Consider the following 21,280-nt stretch of genomic DNA (forward strand, 5'->3'; position numbering starts at 1 on the left):
TGACAACTTTTCTATCCCGGAAACCCCGCACACTCTTTGAGGTGACGGGGTTTCGTCGTTTTAGAAGCTGGGGGGCATTTTGGCCGGTACTTTCCCAAAAACGCCGTAAATTTGGAGTGCGCCCCGGCGTTTTAAGCTAAATACTATCAGCATGTTTGATTTCCTAGGGAAAACCGTCGCCAAGATTTTCGGCTCCAAATCGGAGCGGGACTTGAAGGAGATTATCCCATACGTGGCGCTCATCAACGCCGAATATGCCAAACTGGCATCGCTCTCCGACGACCAACTGCGCGAGCAGACCAAGGAAGTCCGCGCCCGTATTGATGCTCACCTCAAGGCCACCGACGACCAGATTGCCAGTCTGCACCAGCGTATCTCCGACGAGCCCAACTTGGATATTACGCAGAAAGAGCAGCTCTTCGACCAGGTCGATGCGCTCGAAAAGCAGCGTAATAAGGAGCTGGAAGTGGTCCTGTTGCAGGTGCTGCCCGCGTCTTTTGCCATTGTGAAAGAAACGGCGCGCCGCTATAAAGAAAACGGCCAGCTCACCGTTACGGCCACCGACTACGACCGCGAATACGCTTCCCGCAAAGGCAACGTCACCATTCAGGGTGACCAGGCCGTGTGGGCTAACAAGTGGATTGCCGGCGGTGCCGAAATCACCTGGGACATGGTTCACTACGACGTGCAGCTGATTGGCGGCGTGGTGCTTCACCAGGGTAAGATTGCCGAAATGGCCACGGGTGAAGGTAAAACGCTGGTTTCGACTTTGCCGGCCTTCCTTAATGCCTTGGCCCGCCGCGGTGTACACTTGGTAACGGTAAACGACTACCTGGCCAAGCGTGACTCGGAGTGGAATGCGCCGCTGTTCGAGTTTCACGGTATCACCGTAGACTGCATCGACAAGCATCAGCCGAACACGGATGCTCGCCGCCGCGCCTACGCCGCCGACATTACCTACGGTACCAACAACGAATTCGGCTTTGACTATCTGCGCGACAACATGGCGCGGGAAACCGAGGAGCTGGTGCAGCGCAAGCACCATTTCGCCATGGTCGACGAAGTGGACTCCGTACTGATTGACGACGCCCGGACGCCGCTGATTATTTCCGGTCCAGTACCTCGCGGCGATGTGCACGAGTTCTATCAGCTGAAGCCTCGCATTCAGATGCTGGTGGATGCCCAGAAAAAGATTGTGCAAGACTACTTGGTGCAGGCTCGTAAGCTCATTAAGGAAGGCAAAGACGGCGCTGAAGCCGATGGTAAGGATGGCGAAGGCGGCCTGATGCTGTTCCGCGCTTATCGTGGCCTACCTAAGAGCAAGCCGCTTATCAAGTTCTTGTCGGAGACGGGCATGCGCGCCATTCTGCAGAAGACCGAGAACTTCTATCTGCAAGACAACTCGCGGCAGATGCCTAAGGCCGATGAGCCGCTGTACTTCACCATCGACGAGAAAAACAACCAGATCGAGCTGACCGAAAAGGGCATTGACCTGATTACGGCTCAAGGCGAAGATCCGCAGCTATTCATCATGCCCGATATCGGTATGGAGATAGCCAAAATTGAGAACAGCAAAATCATCGGTGATGAGGATAAGCTGCATCAGAAAGAAAAGCTGATGCAGGATTATCAGGAGAAGTCGGAGCGGGTACACACCGTAAACCAGCTGCTGAAGGCTTACACGCTGTTTGAGCGCGACGACCAGTACATCCTGACCGATGATGGCAAGGTGAAAATTGTGGATGAACAGACCGGCCGCGTGATGGAAGGTCGCCGCTATTCTGACGGCTTGCACCAGGCCATTGAAGCCAAGGAAAACGTGCGCGTAGAAGACGCCACCCAGACCTACGCCACGGTTACACTTCAGAACTACTTCCGTATGTACCATAAGCTGGCCGGCATGACCGGTACGGCCGAAACGGAAGCAGGCGAATTCTGGCAGATCTACAAGCTCGACGTAGTAGTGATTCCGACGAACCGTCAGATTTCGCGCAAAGACGAGCACGACAAGGTTTACAAGACCGTACGTGAGAAGTATAACGCCGTAGCTGAAGAAATTCAGACTTTGGTACAAGCTGGCCGCCCGGTGCTGGTAGGTACTACTTCGGTGGAAATTTCGGAGCTGGTAAGCCGTATGCTGAAACTGCGCGGTATTCAGCACCAGGTGTTGAACGCTAAGCAAAACCAGCGTGAAGCCGAGATTGTAGCGGGTGCTGGCTTCCCCGGCACCGTAACCATTGCTACCAACATGGCTGGTCGTGGTACCGACATTAAGCTAAAAGAAACTTCGCGCGAGTCGGGTGGTCTGGCCATTATTGGTACGGAGCGCCACGAAAGCCGCCGCGTCGACCGGCAGCTGCGCGGTCGTGCTGGTCGTCAGGGTGATCCGGGTTCGTCGCAGTTCTTCGTGTCATTGGAAGATAACTTGATGCGCTTGTTCGGCTCGGACCGCATTGCCAAGCTCATGGACCGTATGGGTCTAGAAGAAGGCGAAGTAATTCAGCACTCCATGATTACGAGCAGCATTGAGCGCGCTCAGAAGAAGGTAGAGGAGAATAACTTCGGTACGCGGAAGCGCCTGCTGGAGTACGACGACGTGATGAACGCTCAGCGCGAAGTGGTGTACAAGCGTCGCCGCAACGCCCTGTTTGGCGAGCGTCTTGAGCTGGACATCTGGAACATGATTTACGACGTCTGCGACGACATTGTGAACAGCCACAAAATCAGCAACGACTTTGAAGACTTCAAGCTGGCCGTTATACGGGTGTTTGGCTACGATACTCACCTCACGGCTCAGGACCTGACCAGCTTGCAGGCGCCTGCCTTGGCTCAGAAGCTATATGATGAAGCCCTCGGCTACTATCAGAGCAAGAACGACCACATCGCGGCCAATACCTTGCCGCTGGTCAATGATCTAATCAACCAGAACGCACCTTTCGAGAACATCGCGATTCCCTTCACTGATGGCCGCAAGCAGATTACGGTAGTTACCAACCTGCGTCGCAACCAAGCCACCGGAGGCCACGAAACCATTCGGGGCATGGAGAAAATCGTGGTGCTTTCCACCATCGACACGGCCTGGACTCAGCACCTGCGTCAGATGGACGACTTGAAGCAAGTGGTGCAGAACGCGGTGTACGAGCAGAAAGACCCGCTGTTGGTTTACAAGTTTGAGTCGTTTGAACTGTTTAAGCAGATGATTGGCAAGGTGAACGAGGAAACGGTTTCCTTCCTCTTCCGCGCCGACATTCCGATGCAGCAGGAAAGCGGCCACACCCAGGAGCCCGAGTTCTTTGTAGAGGCAGATTTGCCCCCCGCACCGAAAGCTCCCAAGCTGAAGGCGCAGAAGGAAGTCTCTTCTATCTCGCTCGGCGCTGGACCTGAGGATATGGGCCCTGAGCCAGCTCCGGTACTAGAAAAACAGCAGCCTGTGCGCGCTCAAAAAATTGCGAACCGCAACGAAAAAGTAAGCGTGCAGTATATGGACGGCCGCATCGTGCGCGATGTGAAGTACAAGACCGTAGAGGACGATGTGCTTCATAACCGCTGCGTATTGGTGGACTAAAAAGCCCTCCAGAACGAAGTAGACATACGTGGCAGGCGGCTTTTGATGAAAGCTGCCTGCCACGTGTCTTTTGGCAATGTTTCTGCGAAGGAGTGCCGCGGTTTGGGTGGAAGCCTAGGCCGTGTTTGCTACCTTACCTTTGATACTTTGTTGTTCTAGTTTATGAGTGTTTCCTCCGCCCAGCTTGCTGCCGCTATCGATCATACACTACTGCGCCCAGATGCTACTCCTGAAGAAATAGCCAAGCTATGCGCCGAGGCTGCGCAAGCCAAGTTCGCCACCGTGTGCGTGCCGCCTTGCTACGTGCGCTACGCTGTAGAACAGCTACAGGGGGCAATTCCGGTGTGTACGGTAGTAGGCTTTCCGCTGGGCTATCAAATCACGAAAGTCAAGTTTTTCGAAGCTCATCAAGCCCTCAATGACGGAGCTACCGAGATTGATATGGTTATCAATATTGGCGCGTTCAAGTCAGGCAGGGTAGAGGAAGTAGAGGAAGAGATTGGCCAACTAGCTGAACTTTGCCACTTTAAAAACGCTATTCTAAAAGTGATTATCGAAACGGCTCTGCTCACGGATGAGGAGATTATAACTGCTTGCCGCATCTGTGCGGCCGTAGGAGCCGATTTTGTGAAGACCTCAACCGGCTTTGCCGCTCGTGGCGCTTCCGTTGCTGATATCACCCTAATGCGCGACCATTTGCCCCCCAGAGTGCGCATAAAGGCGGCGGGGGGCATTCGTACCCGCGTGGCGGCGCTGGCCTTGCTTGCTGCCGGCGCTCACCGCTTAGGTTCCTCCAATAGCCTGGCTTTACTTAAAGAAGATGAAATACCTGCTGCGTAACGTGTTCCTGTTCTCTGCCATGCTTACACTGGCGTCTTGCGCGGCCTCCGGGCCGGTAGGCTCCGCCAGCACGCCCGACAGCACACGTCGGCGCGATGCTAGTTTGCCGGCCGAGGACTTGAGTCGTTACCGGCCTGTTTTTACGCCAACCGCTACGGCCACGCAGCCCGTGAGCCCAAAGCCCACCGTAGCGCCCACCAACCACGTCAACAACCAAATTGATCAGCGCCTGCGCGACCAAGCCGTTACCAACCAGAACGTGAAGTATGCCCAAGGCTATCGGATTTTGGCTTACGTAGGCATGGAGCGCGACCAAGTAATGGCCATTCGGCGAGCCGTTATTAGCCGCTATCCGGACGAAACGGACTATATTAGCTTCAAGCAGCCTACCTATCGCCTGCTTATTGGCGATTATCTCACCCGTTTGGAAGCTGAGCAAGCCATGCTGCGCATCAAGCCCTTGGCGCCTAAAGCGCAACTAGAGCCAGCCCAAGTGGTGCTGAACAAAACGCGTTTTTAGGCCACGGCTATCGTTTTCTTACCCAAGAAATTACTTAAGTGGTTCAGACTTTACTTTCCCGCATTCAGCAGATAGCTGCCGAGGCCGCTGCCGAAACAGTGGCCTTACGCGAGCATCTGCATGCGCACCCAGAGCTATCTTTTGAGGAAATCAACACCCAGGCTTTTGTCACAGCTGAGCTAAGAAAGTTGGGCTTGAATCCACAGTCAATGGCAAATACCGGTGTGGTAGCGTTGGTTGAAGGACAAAATCCTGGCAGTCGTACCGTGGCGCTCCGGGCTGATATGGACGCTTTGCCCATTGAGGAAGCGAATGATGTACCCTACCGCTCCATGAACCCTGGCGTAATGCACGCCTGCGGACACGATGTGCATACTTCCTCCTTGCTCGGCACCGCCCGCATCCTGACCCAGCTGCGTAGCGAGTTTGAAGGTACCGTGAAGTTAATTTTCCAGCCCGGTGAGGAAAAACTGCCCGGTGGCGCATCCTTGATGATCAAAGAAGGAGTACTGCAAAACCCTGCGCCGGCAAGTGTATTAGGCCAGCACGTATTTCCGCGGCTACCAGCGGGTAAGATTGGCTTACGGCCCGGCCGCTACATGGCCAGCACCGACGAGTTGTACATGACCGTACGCGGCAAAGGTGGCCACGGCGCCATGCCCGAGCAAAACATTGATCCGGTGCTGGTAACGGCCCATATCATCGTCGCGGCCCAGCAGATTGTGAGCCGGCGAGCTAATCCTAAGCTGCCTTCGGTGCTTTCGTTTGGGAAGGTTATTGCCAATGGCGCTACCAACGTCATTCCGAATGAAGTGTATGTGGAAGGCACCTTTCGCACCCTCAATGAGGAGTGGCGCGATGAAGCCCACGTGCATCTGCGTAAGCTGGCAGAGGGACTGGCTGAATCAATGGGCGCTACCTGTGAGCTGGAAATACGCCGGGGCTATCCTTACCTTGAAAACGAGCCCGAACTGACCGCCCGTACCCGCGCAGCTGCCGAAGAATATCTGGGCGCGGAAAATGTGGTGGAGCTGGACCAGTGGATGGCTGCTGAGGATTTCGCTTACTTCTCGCAAGTGGCGGATGCCTGTTTCTACCGCCTGGGTACCAGCACCCCAGACGGCCGTCATACATCTTCCGTGCACACGCCCACTTTCGACATCGACCCGAAAGCGCTTGAAACCGGGCCCGGTCTTATGGCTTGGCTTACGCTGCGCGAGCTAGCTGCTACGGTTGCTGCAACTGCCACCGACTCAACGGCCAAGAATGCATAATTCTTTAACGCCCAAAATGCCCCCCAGCCGCTTTCTGGCCTGTGCAGTACTACTGTTAGGGCTGCTAGCGGGATCCACGGCGCATAGCCAAAGCATAAGCCAGAGTCGCCGCGTGGTAAACTTCTGGGAAGTGGGTGGGGAAGTGCAAGGCGAATATGCTTTACAGAATGGCAACTACGGCTTTCTCAGCGTGCGGCACCGTCGTACTAATATTCTTAACTACAATCAGGCGAAGGCAGGGTACGAGCACTTTTGGAATGACCGCTGGAGTATCGGCGGCACGGCTCGCTACGACTACTATAGAGTTAGAGAATATCCTTCAGGCGAGCGGGCTATGGAGGGAGAGTTTGTTCCCGAGGTTTTTCTGCGGCATTCCGGCAAGGTTGGTTCTTTCAATCTGCGGCAGCGCTTGGGCGTTGAGTACAACTTCCCAGAAACGCCTAATGAAGGCCGCGCCCTAGGGCGTCTGCGCTTAGACGTTGACCGCCTGGTGCCAATTGGACGGGTGGTGCTACGTCCGCGTCTAGCGTATGAGGGCTTTGCTTATTTGCGCCTCCAGCGTGACGAGAATGAGCCTAAAGAACGCGTTATCGACTTTACGGCCCTGCGTGCTGAGATTGGGTGCCGCGTATCCGATCATTTCGACTTCACGCCTTGGTTGGCCTACCAGACGGCCTATACCAATGTGCTCCAGCAAACCGATGCAAGTGGCAACGTGGTAATCCGCGGTGGCCGCCGCAATTTCGTGACTCCTGTGTTGGGGCTGGATTTGCGCTATACTATCTTCCAAGGCAAGCAAGTATTTGAGCGCCGCCAGCTTCCCACGCAGCATTAATGGCTAGGTAAGCAGTAGCCCAAAGACACAAGCAAAGCTAGGGGGCATTTTAACGGCTACCTAAGTACTTAGCTTTAAAATAACGGGAGAAGATAGATAATCGAGCTATACTTTCGTGACATTAAGTCATGTGGAACAAAAGTTAATAATCTGCCTTTGGATTGCCTGATGTCATAATATTGAAGTGCTGTTGGTATATTCTGACCGATAGATATTACATAAGTGCGACTTTTTGTCGCTAATTATTTAAACTAATCGATTGGTACAGATTTTATTGAATAAGGGTGTCACCAGCTCGGCGACATTCCCTTAGACTCTAAAAACTTCTGTTACCATGGCTACTATTCTGTATAACAACCGTCCTGCTACTCGTCCAACCCGTGCGTTCAACTCTGTATTAAATGAGTTGCTGCGCGATACACTGCCCGTCACTAAGGAGCCTGCAAAATCATTCATTCCCCAGGCTGATATCCTCGAATCGGAGGCTGGTTTCGAGTTACATCTGGCATTACCAGGCGTAAGCAAGGAAGCTGTTAAGATTGATTTTCAGGAAGGCAAACTTATAATTAGTGGGGAGCGCCAAGTTCCTACAACTGCACCAGAAGCGGAGGAAGGCGAAGGTAAAAAAGCCCCCCAGTTCCGTCGGGTAGAAACCAACTACGGCACTTTCGCCCGTACTTTCCGTCTGCCAGACACCGTTGATGTGACGGCAATTGAAGCAGAAATGACTGATGGCATTCTCCGTGTCCGACTGCCCTTCGACGTTAAAAAAGTGACTAAGCACCAAATTGAGGTGCGCTAAACACTGAATCTAGTAAAAAAAGGCTCCACCACGGAGCCTTTTTTGAAGCCCTTTGTTGTAGAATAAAGCAACCCATATCAGTTGGGCTGCATCTTTCGTTATAAGTGAGAAGTCATTTGAAACTCACTTTTTTTGCCTTAAATTCAAATCTCTTCTCCTATCCAATCCTCGTTTTACCCATGCAAGCAAAACAAATGATGCTCGGCCTGCTCGGTTCTGCCATTCTGGGCGGGGGCGTGGCCGTGGGCGGGTATAAGTTATTAGAGCCTACAAACTCTAACTCGCCTCAGGTAGTAGCCGCCGATCCTAATGTGCGCTACGCTAGTGAGCTACGCAATTCTGACTATGTAGTACCAGAAGGCCTCAACTTTGTGGCGGCTGCCTCGTCAGTTACGCCAGCCGTAGTGCACGTAATGACGGAGTACGCGCCCAAAATGCGTAGTAGCGCCGGTTCGCAGCGCATGGATCCGCTGTTGCGACAGTTCTTCGGTGAAGAGTTTGAGCAGTTCCACGGCGGTGCCGGGCGTGGGCAAGGGCCACAAGTTGGGTCGGGCTCAGGCGTTATTATTGCCGCTAATGGCTACATCGTCACCAATAACCACGTGATTGATAAAGCCGATAAGATTGAAGTAGTATTAGATGATAAGCGCAAGTATAAGGCGGAGCTAGTAGGTACCGACCCCACTACCGACCTAGCGCTATTGAAGGTGCAAGCCGACAATTTGCCGTTCGTACGCTACGGCAACTCCGATAATGTGAAGGTAGGGGAGTGGGTACTGGCTGTAGGCAACCCATTTAACCTGAATTCAACTGTAACCGCCGGTATTATTTCTGCTAAAGGCCGCAACATCGGCATCTTGCAGCGCGAAGACCGCATGGGTCTTGAGTCGTTCTTGCAAACCGATGCCGTTGTAAACCCTGGAAACTCGGGTGGCGCACTAGTGAATTTAAACGGTGATTTAGTAGGTATTAACTCGGCTATTGCTTCACGCTCTGGTTCGTTTGAAGGCTATTCCTTCGCCGTGCCTAGCAGCATTGTAAGCAAAGTAGTAGATGACTTGCTGAAGTATAAAGTAGTACAGCGGGCACTGCTTGGTGTTAGCATTCAGGAAGTAGATTCCAAGCTAGCCTCTGAGAAGAAGTTGAAATCGTTGAATGGTGTATACGTGCAGTCGTTGAGCGAAAATAGCGCCGCCGCTGCCGCCGGCTTGAAAGAAGGCGACGTGATTACTGAGATCAACGGCGCGAAAGTAAATACCTCCTCGCAGCTGCAGGAGCAGGTAGCTCGCTACCGCCCCGGCGACAAGATCAAAGTAGCTTACTTACGCGATGGTGAAGAGCGTACCACTTCCGCCACCCTGCGCAATGCTACCGGTACCACTGACGTGGTACGGGCTGAAGTTGCCAAAGCAGTGAAATATGAAGGTGCCACACTCACGCCAGTAACGCAGCAAGAAATGAGCAAGCTGGGCATTGAGGGTGGAGCCAAAATCTCGGGTATCCGCGACAGCAACTTCCGCCAGACAGGTATTGCCGACGGCTTCATTATCACCCGCATCGACAAGAATAAGGTAACAAAGCCGCAAGACGTGCAGCGCTTCCTTGAAATTGCCAAGAACAACGATGGCGCTTTGGTTGAAGGTATTTATCCTGATGGCCGCAAAGCTTATTACCCCATCGGTCAGGCCGAGTAAGTAGCTGCTTTATAAGCGTGCATGGTTTCTCAAAAGCCCCTGCCCCCGTGGCGGGGGCTTTTTTGTTAGTTTTGCTTTAAGCTATTACCAACTCTCGCTTAGCGACTATCCCACCTCATCTTATGAAACAAGCTCTCGAAGAAGCCACTGCTACGGGTACCGACGTACAGGAGCACGATTTGCACGGCATACAGGCCGTTTTGCGCGAACTGGGCGTGGAAGCCCGCAATCCGGCCTTCAGTACTGGCCTAGTGTGGGGCGGCGCTGAGAATACCAAGACCCGCGCCATTCACTCGCCCGCTGATGGACAGCTCATCGGGGAAGTGAGCTTCGCTACTGCCGCCGATTATGAGCAGGTAGTGCAAGCCGCGCAGGAGGCCTTTCAGACATGGCGCTTAGTGCCCGCACCCAAGCGGGGCGAGATAGTGCGTCAGATTGGCAATAAGCTGCGCGAGTACAAAGAGCCGCTGGGTAAGCTGGTGAGCTACGAGATGGGCAAAATCCTACAGGAGGGCCTGGGTGAAGTGCAGGAGATGATTGACATCTGCGACTTTGCGGTAGGCCTTTCGCGCCAGCTGCACGGCTTTACCATGCACTCTGAGCGGCCCGCCCACCGCATGTATGATCAGTATCACCCACTCGGCGTAGTCGGTATTATCTCAGCTTTCAACTTTCCGGTGGCCGTTTGGAGCTGGAACGCTATGCTGGCTGCCGTCTGCGGTGATGTGTGCATCTGGAAGCCTTCCGAAAAAACGCCACTTACGGCCGTAGCCGTGCAGCATATTCTGCGCGAGGTGCTTACTGAAAACGAGTTGCCTGAAGGTATTTTCAACCTCATTATTGGCGACGCCGAAATTGGTCAGTTGATGGCTGCTGATGGGCGGGTGCCGTTGGTGTCAGCTACCGGCTCCACGCGCATGGGCAAAAAAGTAGGCGAAGTAGTAGGTGCCCGCTTGGGCCGGGCGCTACTAGAGCTGGGGGGCAATAATGCCATTATCCTCACCGAGCACGCCGACCTGGATATTGCCATGCGAGCCGTAGTGTTTGGCGCAGTTGGTACTGCCGGTCAGCGCTGCACTACCACGCGCCGCCTGATCATCCACGATTCGATTTTTGAAGAAGTAAAGCAGCGCCTACTAGCTATCTACCCCAAGTTGCCCATCGGCAATCCATTAACCGAAGGTACACTGGTAGGCCCACTGATTGACGACGCGGCTGTACGTGGCTTTAGCGAGGCACTGAGCGCTGTGCAGCGGGAGGGTGGCAAACTGCTCATTGGAGGGCAAATTCTGACCGGCGACCAATATCCGGGGGGCAATTATGTGCAGCCTGCTTTGGTAGAAGCCGAAAACCATTACCACACGGTACAGGAAGAAACCTTCGCACCTATCCTCTATCTGATCAAATACAGCGGTGATGTAGACGCGGCTATTGCTCTGCAAAATGGTGTACGACAGGGTCTGTCTTCCTCCATCTTCACTTTGAACATGCGCGAAGCCGAAGCATTCCTGTCACAGGCAGGCTCCGACTGCGGTATTGCCAACGTGAACATTGGCACCTCGGGCGCTGAAATTGGTGGTGCCTTTGGAGGCGAAAAAGAAACGGGTGGTGGCCGCGAGTCTGGCTCCGATGCCTGGAAAATCTATATGCGCCGCCAAACCAATACCATTAATTATTCGCGGGAGCTGCCACTGGCTCAAGGAATCAAATTTGATATCTAGACGAAGTTTTTGGAGCAAGCACAAAAGACCCGCCTGTCCGTCAGGCGGGTCTTTTGTGCTTTCGGCTCTCAGAAATTACTCTGCAACCACGTGCAACCCCAGCATATAGCCGCTTGTCTTTCTCACGCTTACTCATCAGAGCTAGTAGCTTAGCGAAGAAATTCGGATATTCACGGGCCACTATTTTCTGACCTCGCAACCCAAAGATCGCACATGGAGGCTTTTGCGTATACTGATATCAACGCCCCACTGGTGGAGCGCTGTCGCCTGGGTGACCGCCGTGCCCAAGCCGAGATCTATAAGCGCTATGCGAAGGCAATGTTCAATGCCTCCCTGCGCATCACTGGCGACTATGCCGAGGCCGAAGACGTGTTGCAGGAGTCGTTCCTGAGCGCTTTTCGGGAGCTGCACAGCTACAAGGGCGACTCATCGTTCGGTAGTTGGCTGAAGCGCATCGTCATTAATAAAAGTATCAACTGCCTGCGCAATCGGCGCTTGCAGCTGGTATCGCTGGCTGATCAGCACGATTCGGTGGGCTCCGATCAGGACGACGATACCGACTTTGCGGAAGTGAGTTGGCGGGCCGATCGGCTCCGGCGCTGCATCCAAGAACTCCCGGATGGCTATCGCGTAGTATTATCCTTGTATCTGTTGGAGGGCTACGACCACGCCGAAATAGCAAGCATCTTAAATATCACTGAATCAACCTCAAAATCACAGTATAGTAGAGCCCGAAAAAAATTGCTGGAACTAGGGCGCCAGTACGGATTGTAAAGCACTCATTAATTGTTGGGTAAACCGACCAGGCCTAAGGATCCACCCACCTGCTGAAGGGCTTTGGTCGATGGGGAGAACTGTGCGAATAACCACCTGTATGAACGAGAATAAAACCAAACTTGAAGCTTTCGTAGAGCAGCACCGCGCCGACTTCGACGCGTTCGAGCCGCGCCCCGATCTGTGGGACAGCATCGAAGAGGAGCTGACGGCGGCGCCTGCCACGCCCGACGAAACGGAAGCGCCCCTGCGCATAATAAAGCTGGCGCCTGAGCCAACAGCACCAGCCAAACGCGCACCTTGGGGCGGACGCTATGGTATTGCCGCTGCCATCGCCATCACGATTTTGGCTGCTGGGGGGCATTTTTGGAAAACTTCCATTACTCCCGATTCCAGCGGTGCCTGGACGCGGACCAGCATAGCGCCTTACATCAACGCCATTCCTACTGAGCAGGAAACCAACGAATCCTTCTACTTTGGCCCCAACCCCGTAGCTACCGCCGCTGCTAACGCGCCCGTTCAGCGCCTCAACACGGCCGTGCAGCAAATGGAAGACTATTTTGCTGCCCAGATTCAGGAGCGGGCGGGCGAGTTGCGGCAGATGGAAGAGGAAACCTCAAACGCTCCTGCCGCTGACTGGCGGCGCGAGTTGGCTGCTCTCGATTCAACCTACGCTCAGCTCAAAACCGAACTATACCGCAACCCTGAGCCCGACTTGGTACTGGATGCCATGAATCGGAACTTGCAAATCAGGGTTGATATCTTAAACCAGCAGCTGCGTACCCGTGAGCGGATTCGTGAGTACCACGCGCAGGAGCCCGTAGTGGCCGAAACCAATCGTAAGCGATGAAAACGGTCGTCAACAACTTAAAAAACAGCTTTTTGTCCTTGGTAGCGTGTTTGCTGCTAGCCCAACCTAGCCGTGCAGACCAGGTTCAGCCGCTGGAGCCAGTGCTCACAATAGCTGAGTTCTATCACAATGCAGCGGCTCCTGACCAGCCCTTACTAAATGGGGCAGCCGAGGGCCCCGATCAACAGGGCAGCCAGGGTCCGCAGGAAACGGGTGCGGCAGCCCCAGCGGTGGAAAAAAGCCGTAAGATGAGCCGCACCTTCCCTGCTCGCGCTGATCGGCCCTACACGTTGCAGACCCGTTACGGTCGGGTTCAGATCAATACCTGGAACCGCGCCGAAATCCGTACCGACGTAGATATCATCACCCGCTCCGACTCAAACGAGAAAGCGCAGGAATTGCAGAACATGATTCAGGTGCAGATGCTGGAAAATGATCCGGCTACGGGTGGTGTATCAGTTAACTCCAAGTTTGGCGCCATGCCACGGGGCTGCTCTAGCCGGCAGCGTCTCTACGAAGTGAACTATACCGTTTGGCTGCCTAAGAACACCAACCTGACCGTATACAATACTTTCGGCGACGTCAGCATTAACAATGATCTAACGGGTTCTACTGAGCTAGCCGTAGAATACGGCGCCTTGCGCACCGGGCGGCTAGATGGTCCGCAGAACCTACTGCGCATCGGCAACGGGCAGAGCGCTATTGCTTTTGCCGGCAAAGCCAGCATCGATGCTTCCTACTCCAAGCTGCGTCTGGATGCAGGTACCACCGTCGATCTACGCAACAACTACTCCGATATCGACATTGGTACGGTGCAGGACCTAACGGTGCACAGCAAATACGGCGACGTAGCTCTAGGCACGGTGCGCAACCTGCGCGGCTCATCTGGCTTCTCCAAGTTCAGCATCGATCAGCTAAACGATCAGCTGGATATGAAGGTGCAGTACTGCCCAGTTTTTGAGGTGCGTAACACTGGTAAAAATTTTCGCCAAATCAATTTAGATGGAGGCTATAGCACCTTCTTACTGAATTTCGCGGAAGGCGCCGGCTTCAATTTCGATGTCAATACTCAACATGGTAAGCTGCTAGTTGATAAAGAATTGGTGCGCGTTCAATCCGAAGAAAGCAGCTCGTCATCTAGTGATACGCAAGGAAAGTTTGGTGGCGCCAGCGCTAAGAATTCGGGTAACGTTAACATCAAAGTGCGCTACGGCAACGTGAGCTTCAATAAGTAAGATGTCACCTATCTGCCTAGCACTATCGTTCTGATCGTGAGGGCAGAAATGAGTGAGAAAGGGAGGAAAATCAGCATTAGCTGGCTTTCCTCCCTTTTGTTTTGTCAGTCCTCAAGCCCTGGGGGGCAAAATAGAACTGCCGTTGAGTAGATAGTACCTTTGGCTTGTTCCTTACCTACTGTTATGCGTCTTACCCTCGTTTTGTGGCTGCTAATTTTAAGCGCTCCAGCAGCCAACGCCCAGACCAAACCGCACATGTCTCAGCCCACATCTATTACTGCTGTTCCTTCGTCGGTGATGCGAACATATGCGCTTCGGCTAGCGCCCGGCCAAGATCTACGCCAGCAATTGCAGGCCTTTGTACAAGCTAATCAGCTAAAAGCCGCTACCATCGTGACAGGCGTGGGCAGCCTAACTACGGTGCGGCTGCGCTTGGCCAACCAGGAAGGCCCGACGGAGTACAGGGGGCATTTTGAGGTGGTGTCCTTGGTCGGGACATTATCCGTGAATGGTAGCCACCTGCACCTAGCCGTGTCCGATTCGACGGGGCGTACTATTGGGGGGCATTTAGTCGATGGCAACTTGGTGTATACCACCATGGAAATAGTAATCGGGGTGCTCGAGGATCTGGAGTTTCGGCGCGAAACAGACCCCGTTTCTACGTACCAGGAGCTCGTAGTTTATCCGGCTAAGCGCCAAACCAAGAGGAGGCAGCTACCTAAGTCACAAAAGCCGTAAATTGGAATACCACGTTTGGCATTCCGATTCCCTGTTCTTCTATACTATGACGACGACGCCTTCATCAACCGTTGCTTCCGCCGATACGCCTCAAGCCGTTGCTTTTCGGCGTACCATCCAGAATCCGTTGAAGTTGCGGCTGTTTATGCTGCGTAGTCTGCCCATGGCATATCTGGCGGGGCTGCGCGTGCGCGACATAACGCCAGCGCAGGCCACCGTGACCGTGCCCTTTAAGTATTTAACCAAAAACCCTTTCCGCAGTATTTACTTTGCTTGTCTGAGTATGGCCGCCGAAATGGCTAGTGGCGTGCTTTCCCTTATGTATATCAGCAGTGGCCCGCCAGTGTCAATGCTCGTTACGGGAATGGAAGCGGAGTTCACTAAAAAAGCGGTGGGCCTTATCAGCTTCACCACCACTGACGGGGCCCAAATTGGGCAGGCAATTGCTGAGAGTCGGGCGACCGGGGAAGGGCGCACGGTGGTGTGCACCAGCACCGGCACCGATCAGGCTGGCGACGTGGTAGCCATCTTCCGCATCACCTGGTCCTATCGGGCCAAAAAGCAGGCCTGATACTTTTAAGCCAAGCTTTTAGTGCATGGCAAATAAATTGATTTGGTCAAAAACTGCTGAGAAAAATAACCTTGGAGCGATCGATGGGTTTTTGTTGCGTCTTGGCATGAGCTTGTTTACGGTCAGGGCATAGTTGCCTTTTCGTATATTGCAAGCTCATCTTTACTGTTGCTCGCTATTGCGCTGGGACCGGACCGTCGACGAATGGGCTGCGAGCATATCACGCTTTTCTTGGCATGAATCACATTGTTTATATGAGCCGGGCCGTTCGCCCTTTGTCTGATCAGGATTTGCAGGAGCTACTGGTACAATGCCGCCGCGATAATGCAAGCCATAATGTGACGGGGGTGTTGTTCTATAGCCATGGCAATATTGCCCAGCTTATTGAAGGTGACCCCGAAATTACGCGGCCACTTTTCGAGAAAATATCCCGCGACGGCCGTCACTCCAATGTCGTGAAGCTGACCGACAAGCCGATTACGGAGCGTAGCTTTTCCGATTGGTCGATGGCCTTTCACCCGCTCGAAGCAGACGCCTTCGGCACGCTTACAGGTTTCTTTCTGCCTCACCAAGTCCCCGCTACTCCGGAGTCTCTTAGTATTGCCGATGCCTTGCTGGTAGATCTGGTACGCCAAGCTGTGTTTGGTGCCAACACGACGCAGGCCGAGACTGCTACGGCCAATATATAGCGGCTTGCTGCAAGTTGCTAGCAGATCGGCCGGCTTTGTTGGTGGATGGCAAAATCACTTTTTGCCCGTCACTACTCATTCATGTATAGAGCTGCATTTTTGTGACTCTAACACTCTTTCTTCATTCAATAGAGCTACATGCGCGATCAGCAACTGCAGCGTATTCTCCGGCACATGCCAGCCGGTATAGCCACCCTTCTGGGGCCTGAGTTGCGCTACGGCTTTGTGAATGAGGCGATGCAAGCCTTGTTGGGCGGCAATACCGCCGAAGGCGAGCCGTTGGTTAATCACCTGGGAGCAGTGCCGGCTGATTTGAGCGAGGTGATGCAGAAAGTGTACGACTCTGGTGATCCGTTTGTGGCAAAAGCCTACCGCCTACCCCAGCCGGGAGCCGAGGGAGAACCGCCTACGATGCGTTACTTCGACATAGCCCTGGAGCCGCTACAGGATGACGAGGATCAAGTACAAGGCCTGCTGCTATTCGCCGTAGACGTAACAGGACAAGAGGAAGCCCGTCAACGTGCTCATGAGCTAGCACTCGAAACGCGCCGCCTAGATGCCCGCTTGCGAGTACTCACCGAAACTGCCCCCCAGATTACCTTTACCGTCGACGCGGCTGGCAATTACCAATATGTAAGTCCGCAGTGGTACTACTTCACGGGGCAGCCTCCTACGGCAGATTTGGATGCAATGTGGCCCTTGCTGGTGCACCCCGAGGATAGGCTGCGCGTGTTATATCAGTCGGAAGCAGCGCGCAAAGCGGGTATCGGTTGGAGCTACGAGTATCGTCTGCGGCGGCACGATGGGCAATACCGCTGGATGCTCAGCCGGGCCGTACCTGAGTTGCATGCCCCCGACCAAGCGGCGTATTGGCACGGAGCAGTTACCGAAGTGCACGACCAGCGCGAACTGGCTGATGCCCTTCGCCGGGGTGAGGCCGAGCTACGCTTCTTGGCCGACAGTATTCCGCAACTCATCTGGACGGCTTCGGCCGAAGGATTTATTGATTACTATAACCAGCATACGGCTGAATATACCGGCTTAGCGGCCGATGAGCTGGGCCCAACGGGTTGGGTAACCCTAATTCACCCAGCCGAGCAGGCCAATGCGGCTCGTCGTTGGGTGCAGTGCGTGGCCACGGGCGAAAGCTACGACGGCCTTTTTCAGATGCGGCGCCACGATGGCCAGTACCGCTGGCATATTATCCGGGCCCGGCAGCTGACCGACAGCCGGGGCCCGCGCTGGTTTGGCGCCTGCACTGATGTGGATGATCAGCACCGGCTGCGCGAAGTGCTGCAAAACCAATACGACGAGCTAGCCCGCACCAACCGCGACCTCGACACCTTCGTTTATACTGCCTCCCACGACCTGAAACAGCCTTTGTACAACTTGCGAGGGCTATTCGATGAACTGCGTCGCACTGCTACTTTCGACGATGATGAGCATGAAGTGCTGTTGCGCATGGTAGATGGAGCCTTGCATCAACTCGACACGACCTTGCAAGATTTGGCCGCCACTGTGCAGCAGCAGCGCCAATTAACGGCCCCCACCGAAGCTATCGACTTGCGTAGTGTGGCCGAAGAAGTGTTATTAGGCTTACGGGCACTTGTACAGGACTCTGGCGCTGGGGTCAGTCTGGCTTTTGAGGCGGCACCTACGCTCGTGTACGGGCGAGCAAACCTGCGCAGTGTATTGCACAATCTACTCAGCAATGCCCTCAAATACCGTCACCCTGACCGTGAGCCTCAGATTGCGGTGACTAGCGGTATGTCAGACACAAAGCAGCCTTGGCTACGCGTACAAGATAATGGCCTGGGCATGAAGACAAATGAAGATACCGACCTGGAGTTTCATCTTTTCGACCGGCAGCACTCCCATATCAGCGGCACGGGCGTAGGGCTATATCTGGTGCAGCGCATCGTCAATAGCCGTGGGGGGCATTTAGAGGTGAGCAGCGAGGTAGGAGAGGGGACAACCTTCTCCGTGCATTGGTTTGAATAAGCAATCCTCACCCACTATCGGTGCGGGCGACGAAGGCATAGATTTGCCTCCCAGCTTACTCTTCCTCCGCCAAGCTCTCCTTTGTAATCACATCTACCATTCCATCCTCGCTCACCACGATGGCCATGCAAGGATAGGGGCTGCTTTGCACGTAGCGAATAGCTGAATTGTAGCGGGCTCCGCGAGTATTGGTGCCCCGCCCTGTAGCCTTGCCATCAAGAATAACGCCGATGGAATAGCAATAGGAATCGGGGTCGACAAGGACGGCCCCATCAATGGACGTAACCAAGCGCGTAATAAGGGGCGTGAGCGGCACGGGCTCAATGAGGGTACATTGCAATTTAAGGCGGTCAGCTTCGGCCAGGGCCTCAGTCGTTACGACTACCAGCGTGCCGTGCTTCTGCCGGCTAGCTTCCAGCACCACATCCCAGAGCCGCTCCACCTTAATCGGGTCGATAAGCTCGAAAGTGCGGCGCAGATCTTTGCGAAACTGGCTACGGTTGAGGCGAGCCCTAGGCAAAGTAGGATTGCCGTACGTGGTGCGCATCAGCACCTTGCCATCGTGCTGAAACTCCCAAGCGTAGTGCGTCACGAAGTTGATGATAAACAAATCTTCGCGGCTGGGGTCATAGTGGCCGATGGGGCGACCTAGGGCGTACACATTTTCGCCGTCGGCGAGCAGGCTCACATCAGCGGTAGTCATTTCCAGCAGCTTACGCACGGCCCGGTAGTCGGTGAGAGGAGTGGGGCAAGTGAGGGCAAAAACCTCCTCCATATTAGGGTGGTGACGCTTAGCCAAGTACATCTTGCCTACGCCCTCGGCCCCTTCGTAGCGCAGCGAGGAAATAGTGTTGTAAGTGGCAAACAGCTTAGCCGTCGAAGGACTAATGCCTAAAGCCTGGGCCGGCGTGTCCATGAGGAGCTTGCCGGCGGCGCGAAGCAGTTCGTCGGTTTCGCGGTGGCGCAGCAGCATTCCCGAGCCGGGCTCCGGTTCCGTCAGCGACTTCACGCACTCCTCATGGAAGCGCTGCACCGCCGCCAAGCCCAGCGACGAAGCCAGTGGGCGGCCATCGGTGTAGTAGCGGTTGGGCATGAGGGCCGGGTGAGCGCGCAGTGCTTTACGATTAAGGCGCAGTACCGTCAGCACGTAAAAGTTGCCAATCTGGATGGGCCAGCCTGCAAATGATTGTTGTTTGCTACCGGCCGTGTCTATCATATCCAACACTTCCTGCACGGCCAGGCGCAAGCCAATACCATGCTGCTTGCGTTGCAGCATTTCCTCGCTCATCACTTGCTCGCGGTCCAAATATGCCCCCCAAGGCTCCCGGCGCTGAAACTCTTGGCCTCGCACCAGCACCTCGCTAAACCGCGCAAAATCGAGGCCGCAGTCGGCTGGCTCCAGGCATACCGCTGATGTGAAGTCTTCTTGCTGCTGATCGGCCTCCGCGACGGGAATACCGATCAGCAGCACATTGGGCGCCAAGTCATCATCCAGTGCATCAAATATGCCGTTGGCAATAACCTGGGCCGCTTGCTGAAAACGTGTTTGATAGGTCCAGATAGCTTGCGAGCCCGGCACCGGCAGGGCCATCATCGGCGCAACAGGCGGAGCTGAAAGAACAGGAAGCGGGGAAAGCATAGGATGAAAGGTGAGGTAGGTGGGGCAGGATAACGAAAGATAAGCTACTAATTCATAAAGTGCTGTAAGCTAAGTTGTAACGTAGCTAAATAACTACAGTTGGAACACAACCGGCAGTACCATCTTTTGCTTCATGGTTTGACCTTGGTAGCGTGCGGGCGTCCACTTGGGGGCCATTTTAATGAGGCGCAAGGCTTCTTCATCCAGGCCCGAACCGAGGCGCTTGATAACTTTTGGCTCGATGAGGGAGCCGTCTTTCTCAACAATAAACTCCACCATTACCCGACCTTCCACTTTGCGCTGGCGGGCTAGGGTTGGGTACTTCTGGTTTTCCTGGATCCAGGCAAAAAAGGCCTCGGTACCTCCCACGGGCCGAGCAGGTTCGTCGGGCTTTACCATGGTGGCACCCGAGGAATTAGTTGGGCCGACCGGTTTGCTCGCCGTAGCAGAGCTGACCGACTCATCGGCTGGAATGGCAAACGACACCGGCACTGTGATCCGCTGCCGCACTTTTGCCCCCCGGTGCTGGGCTGGCGTCCATTTCGGTCCGCTTTTAATCAGTCGAATAGCTTCTTGATCTAATTCTGGGTCAAGCGGCGTTGCTACGGCTACATTGGAAATAACCCCAGACTTTTCCACCACAAACGTAACTGGCGCCGTGCCCTGAGCGCCGCGCTGCAGCGCGGCCGTAGGGTAGCGCTGATTATCGGCTAAGTACTGTGCATAGGCCTCTACGCCACCAACCGGCACGGCGGGTTGTCCTACCTCATCATATATTTCATCAGGATCCGGCTTCGGCGCTTTCAGCTTTTGCTGGGCGTAAGTGGCGGTAGAAAAACCGGCAGTACTGAGGAGCAGTAACAAGCCCAGACGACGAATAGAAGGCAATAACGGCATAACGGCAGGAGGCGAGATTGAACGGAATAATTGCGTCAACAACCGCACCAGCGGGTCTGCTGGTTCAGTAGGCGGCCTTAACCGCCATTTTGGCTAGTGCGGGAGGCGGTAAAACTGGCAGCCGACCATAGAGACAAGGAGCAATGTTTTGTTAGCGGAGTTGCAACTTTTAAAGCAAGATGCGGCTCCTCCAATTGAAAAGTAAACTAGCCTTGTTATGTTGCTACGACTGAAAACCGCCTTACTAGGTGCACTGCTAATAGCCTCAATTGCAGGCTGTGAAGACGACACTTCGTCAGAAGACTTGATTACTGTTCGCTATAAACAAACCTACTGCGCTGACCCTTGGAGTGCGTCGACCAGCATCCAAAACCCAGCAGCATTTGCCGACGCGGCGGCGGGCTATGTGCTTAGTACCTACAAAATTACCTTGCGCAACGTTAGAACTGAGGACCGACGCGCTACCGAGGCAGCAGTTTGTAATGCTTGTATTTGCACCAGTGGCCTAAACCTGTATGCGCAGGTAACGCCTTTGCAAGCTGGAGTGCTTAGTGAAATCGGGTTCCAACAGCTCTAACTCCGGGTCAATACTGGTCTGATGACTCCCCTGCGAGCAGAGCGTTACCTTTGAGCTT

Annotated in this window: 18 protein-coding genes; 16 read left to right on the top strand and 2 right to left on the bottom strand. The window is 54.3% G+C overall.

Features of this window, described 5'->3' with window-relative positions:
• Positions 1-151: 151 nt before the first annotated feature.
• The 15 genes from secA (at position 152) to ACW9KT_RS04195 (ending at position 18,109) form a co-directional block, all read left to right on the top strand.
• Positions 152-3,565 carry a preprotein translocase subunit SecA gene (secA, locus tag ACW9KT_RS04125; RefSeq protein ID WP_457078099.1) on the top strand — a complete coding sequence of 1,138 codons (3,414 nt, stop codon included), beginning with the start codon at positions 152-154 and terminating at the stop codon, positions 3,563-3,565.
• A 162-nt stretch (positions 3,566-3,727) separates the two neighbouring features.
• The gene (deoC, locus tag ACW9KT_RS04130) at positions 3,728-4,405 is read left to right on the top strand and encodes a deoxyribose-phosphate aldolase (protein ID WP_457078100.1); all 678 of its coding nucleotides are present in this window, start codon (positions 3,728-3,730) and stop codon (positions 4,403-4,405) included.
• On the top strand, positions 4,386-4,925 hold the full coding sequence (locus ACW9KT_RS04135) for a sporulation protein (RefSeq protein WP_457078101.1): 540 nt from the start codon (positions 4,386-4,388) through the stop codon (positions 4,923-4,925). Before deoC ends, ACW9KT_RS04135 begins: the two co-directional genes overlap by 20 nt.
• Positions 4,926-4,963: 38 nt before the next feature.
• Positions 4,964-6,199 (top strand): M20 metallopeptidase family protein, encoded by a 1,236-nt coding sequence (locus ACW9KT_RS04140; protein WP_457078102.1) that lies wholly within the window; start codon positions 4,964-4,966, stop codon positions 6,197-6,199.
• Positions 6,192-7,034 carry a hypothetical protein gene (locus tag ACW9KT_RS04145; protein WP_457078103.1) on the top strand — a complete coding sequence of 281 codons (843 nt, stop codon included), beginning with the start codon at positions 6,192-6,194 and terminating at the stop codon, positions 7,032-7,034. Before ACW9KT_RS04140 ends, ACW9KT_RS04145 begins: the two co-directional genes overlap by 8 nt.
• Before the next feature lie 334 nt (positions 7,035-7,368).
• Positions 7,369-7,836 (top strand): Hsp20/alpha crystallin family protein, encoded by a 468-nt coding sequence (locus ACW9KT_RS04150; protein ID WP_457078104.1) that lies wholly within the window; start codon positions 7,369-7,371, stop codon positions 7,834-7,836.
• A 179-nt stretch (positions 7,837-8,015) separates the two neighbouring features.
• Positions 8,016-9,530, top strand: a complete 1,515-nt coding sequence (locus ACW9KT_RS04155) for a Do family serine endopeptidase (protein WP_457078105.1) — start codon at positions 8,016-8,018, stop codon at positions 9,528-9,530.
• 122 nt (positions 9,531-9,652) lie between these two features.
• A complete protein-coding gene (amaB, locus tag ACW9KT_RS04160; RefSeq protein WP_457078106.1) occupies positions 9,653-11,251 on the top strand; it encodes an L-piperidine-6-carboxylate dehydrogenase in 1,599 nt (532 codons plus the stop codon).
• A 213-nt stretch (positions 11,252-11,464) separates the two neighbouring features.
• Positions 11,465-12,025: an RNA polymerase sigma factor gene (locus ACW9KT_RS04165; protein ID WP_457078107.1), complete on the top strand. Its 561-nt coding sequence runs from the start codon at positions 11,465-11,467 to the stop codon at positions 12,023-12,025.
• A 100-nt stretch (positions 12,026-12,125) separates the two neighbouring features.
• Positions 12,126-12,875, top strand: coding sequence for a hypothetical protein (locus ACW9KT_RS04170; protein ID WP_457078108.1), 750 nt, complete (start codon positions 12,126-12,128; stop codon positions 12,873-12,875).
• Entirely contained in the window at positions 12,872-14,110 is a 1,239-nt protein-coding gene (locus ACW9KT_RS04175; protein ID WP_457078109.1) for a hypothetical protein, read from the top strand. The genes ACW9KT_RS04170 and ACW9KT_RS04175 overlap by 4 nt, the downstream gene beginning before the upstream one ends.
• Before the next feature lie 183 nt (positions 14,111-14,293).
• Complete coding sequence (locus ACW9KT_RS04180; RefSeq protein WP_457078110.1) at positions 14,294-14,848, top strand: PPC domain-containing DNA-binding protein; 555 nt, start codon at positions 14,294-14,296, stop codon at positions 14,846-14,848.
• 46 nt (positions 14,849-14,894) lie between these two features.
• Positions 14,895-15,419, top strand: coding sequence for a PaaI family thioesterase (locus ACW9KT_RS04185; RefSeq protein WP_457078111.1), 525 nt, complete (start codon positions 14,895-14,897; stop codon positions 15,417-15,419).
• Positions 15,420-15,655: 236 nt separating this feature from the next.
• Positions 15,656-16,108: a BLUF domain-containing protein gene (locus ACW9KT_RS04190; protein ID WP_457078112.1), complete on the top strand. Its 453-nt coding sequence runs from the start codon at positions 15,656-15,658 to the stop codon at positions 16,106-16,108.
• A gap of 138 nt (positions 16,109-16,246) precedes the next feature.
• Positions 16,247-18,109, top strand: a complete 1,863-nt coding sequence (locus tag ACW9KT_RS04195) for a PAS domain-containing protein (RefSeq protein ID WP_457078113.1) — start codon at positions 16,247-16,249, stop codon at positions 18,107-18,109.
• Between the two features lie 55 nt (positions 18,110-18,164).
• Here the strand turns inward: ACW9KT_RS04195 and ACW9KT_RS04200 are convergent, their stop codons facing one another.
• Positions 18,165-19,748, bottom strand: a complete 1,584-nt coding sequence (locus ACW9KT_RS04200; protein ID WP_457078114.1) for a diadenylate cyclase — start codon at positions 19,746-19,748, stop codon at positions 18,165-18,167.
• Between the two features lie 93 nt (positions 19,749-19,841).
• On the bottom strand, positions 19,842-20,645 hold the full coding sequence (locus tag ACW9KT_RS04205; protein ID WP_457078115.1) for an energy transducer TonB: 804 nt from the start codon (positions 20,643-20,645) through the stop codon (positions 19,842-19,844).
• Between the two features lie 217 nt (positions 20,646-20,862).
• Between ACW9KT_RS04205 and ACW9KT_RS04210 the strand changes: the two genes are divergently transcribed.
• Entirely contained in the window at positions 20,863-21,222 is a 360-nt protein-coding gene (locus ACW9KT_RS04210) for a hypothetical protein (protein ID WP_457078116.1), read from the top strand.
• Positions 21,223-21,280 lie beyond the last annotated feature (58 nt).

Source organism: Hymenobacter sp. HD11105, from assembly GCF_054051685.1.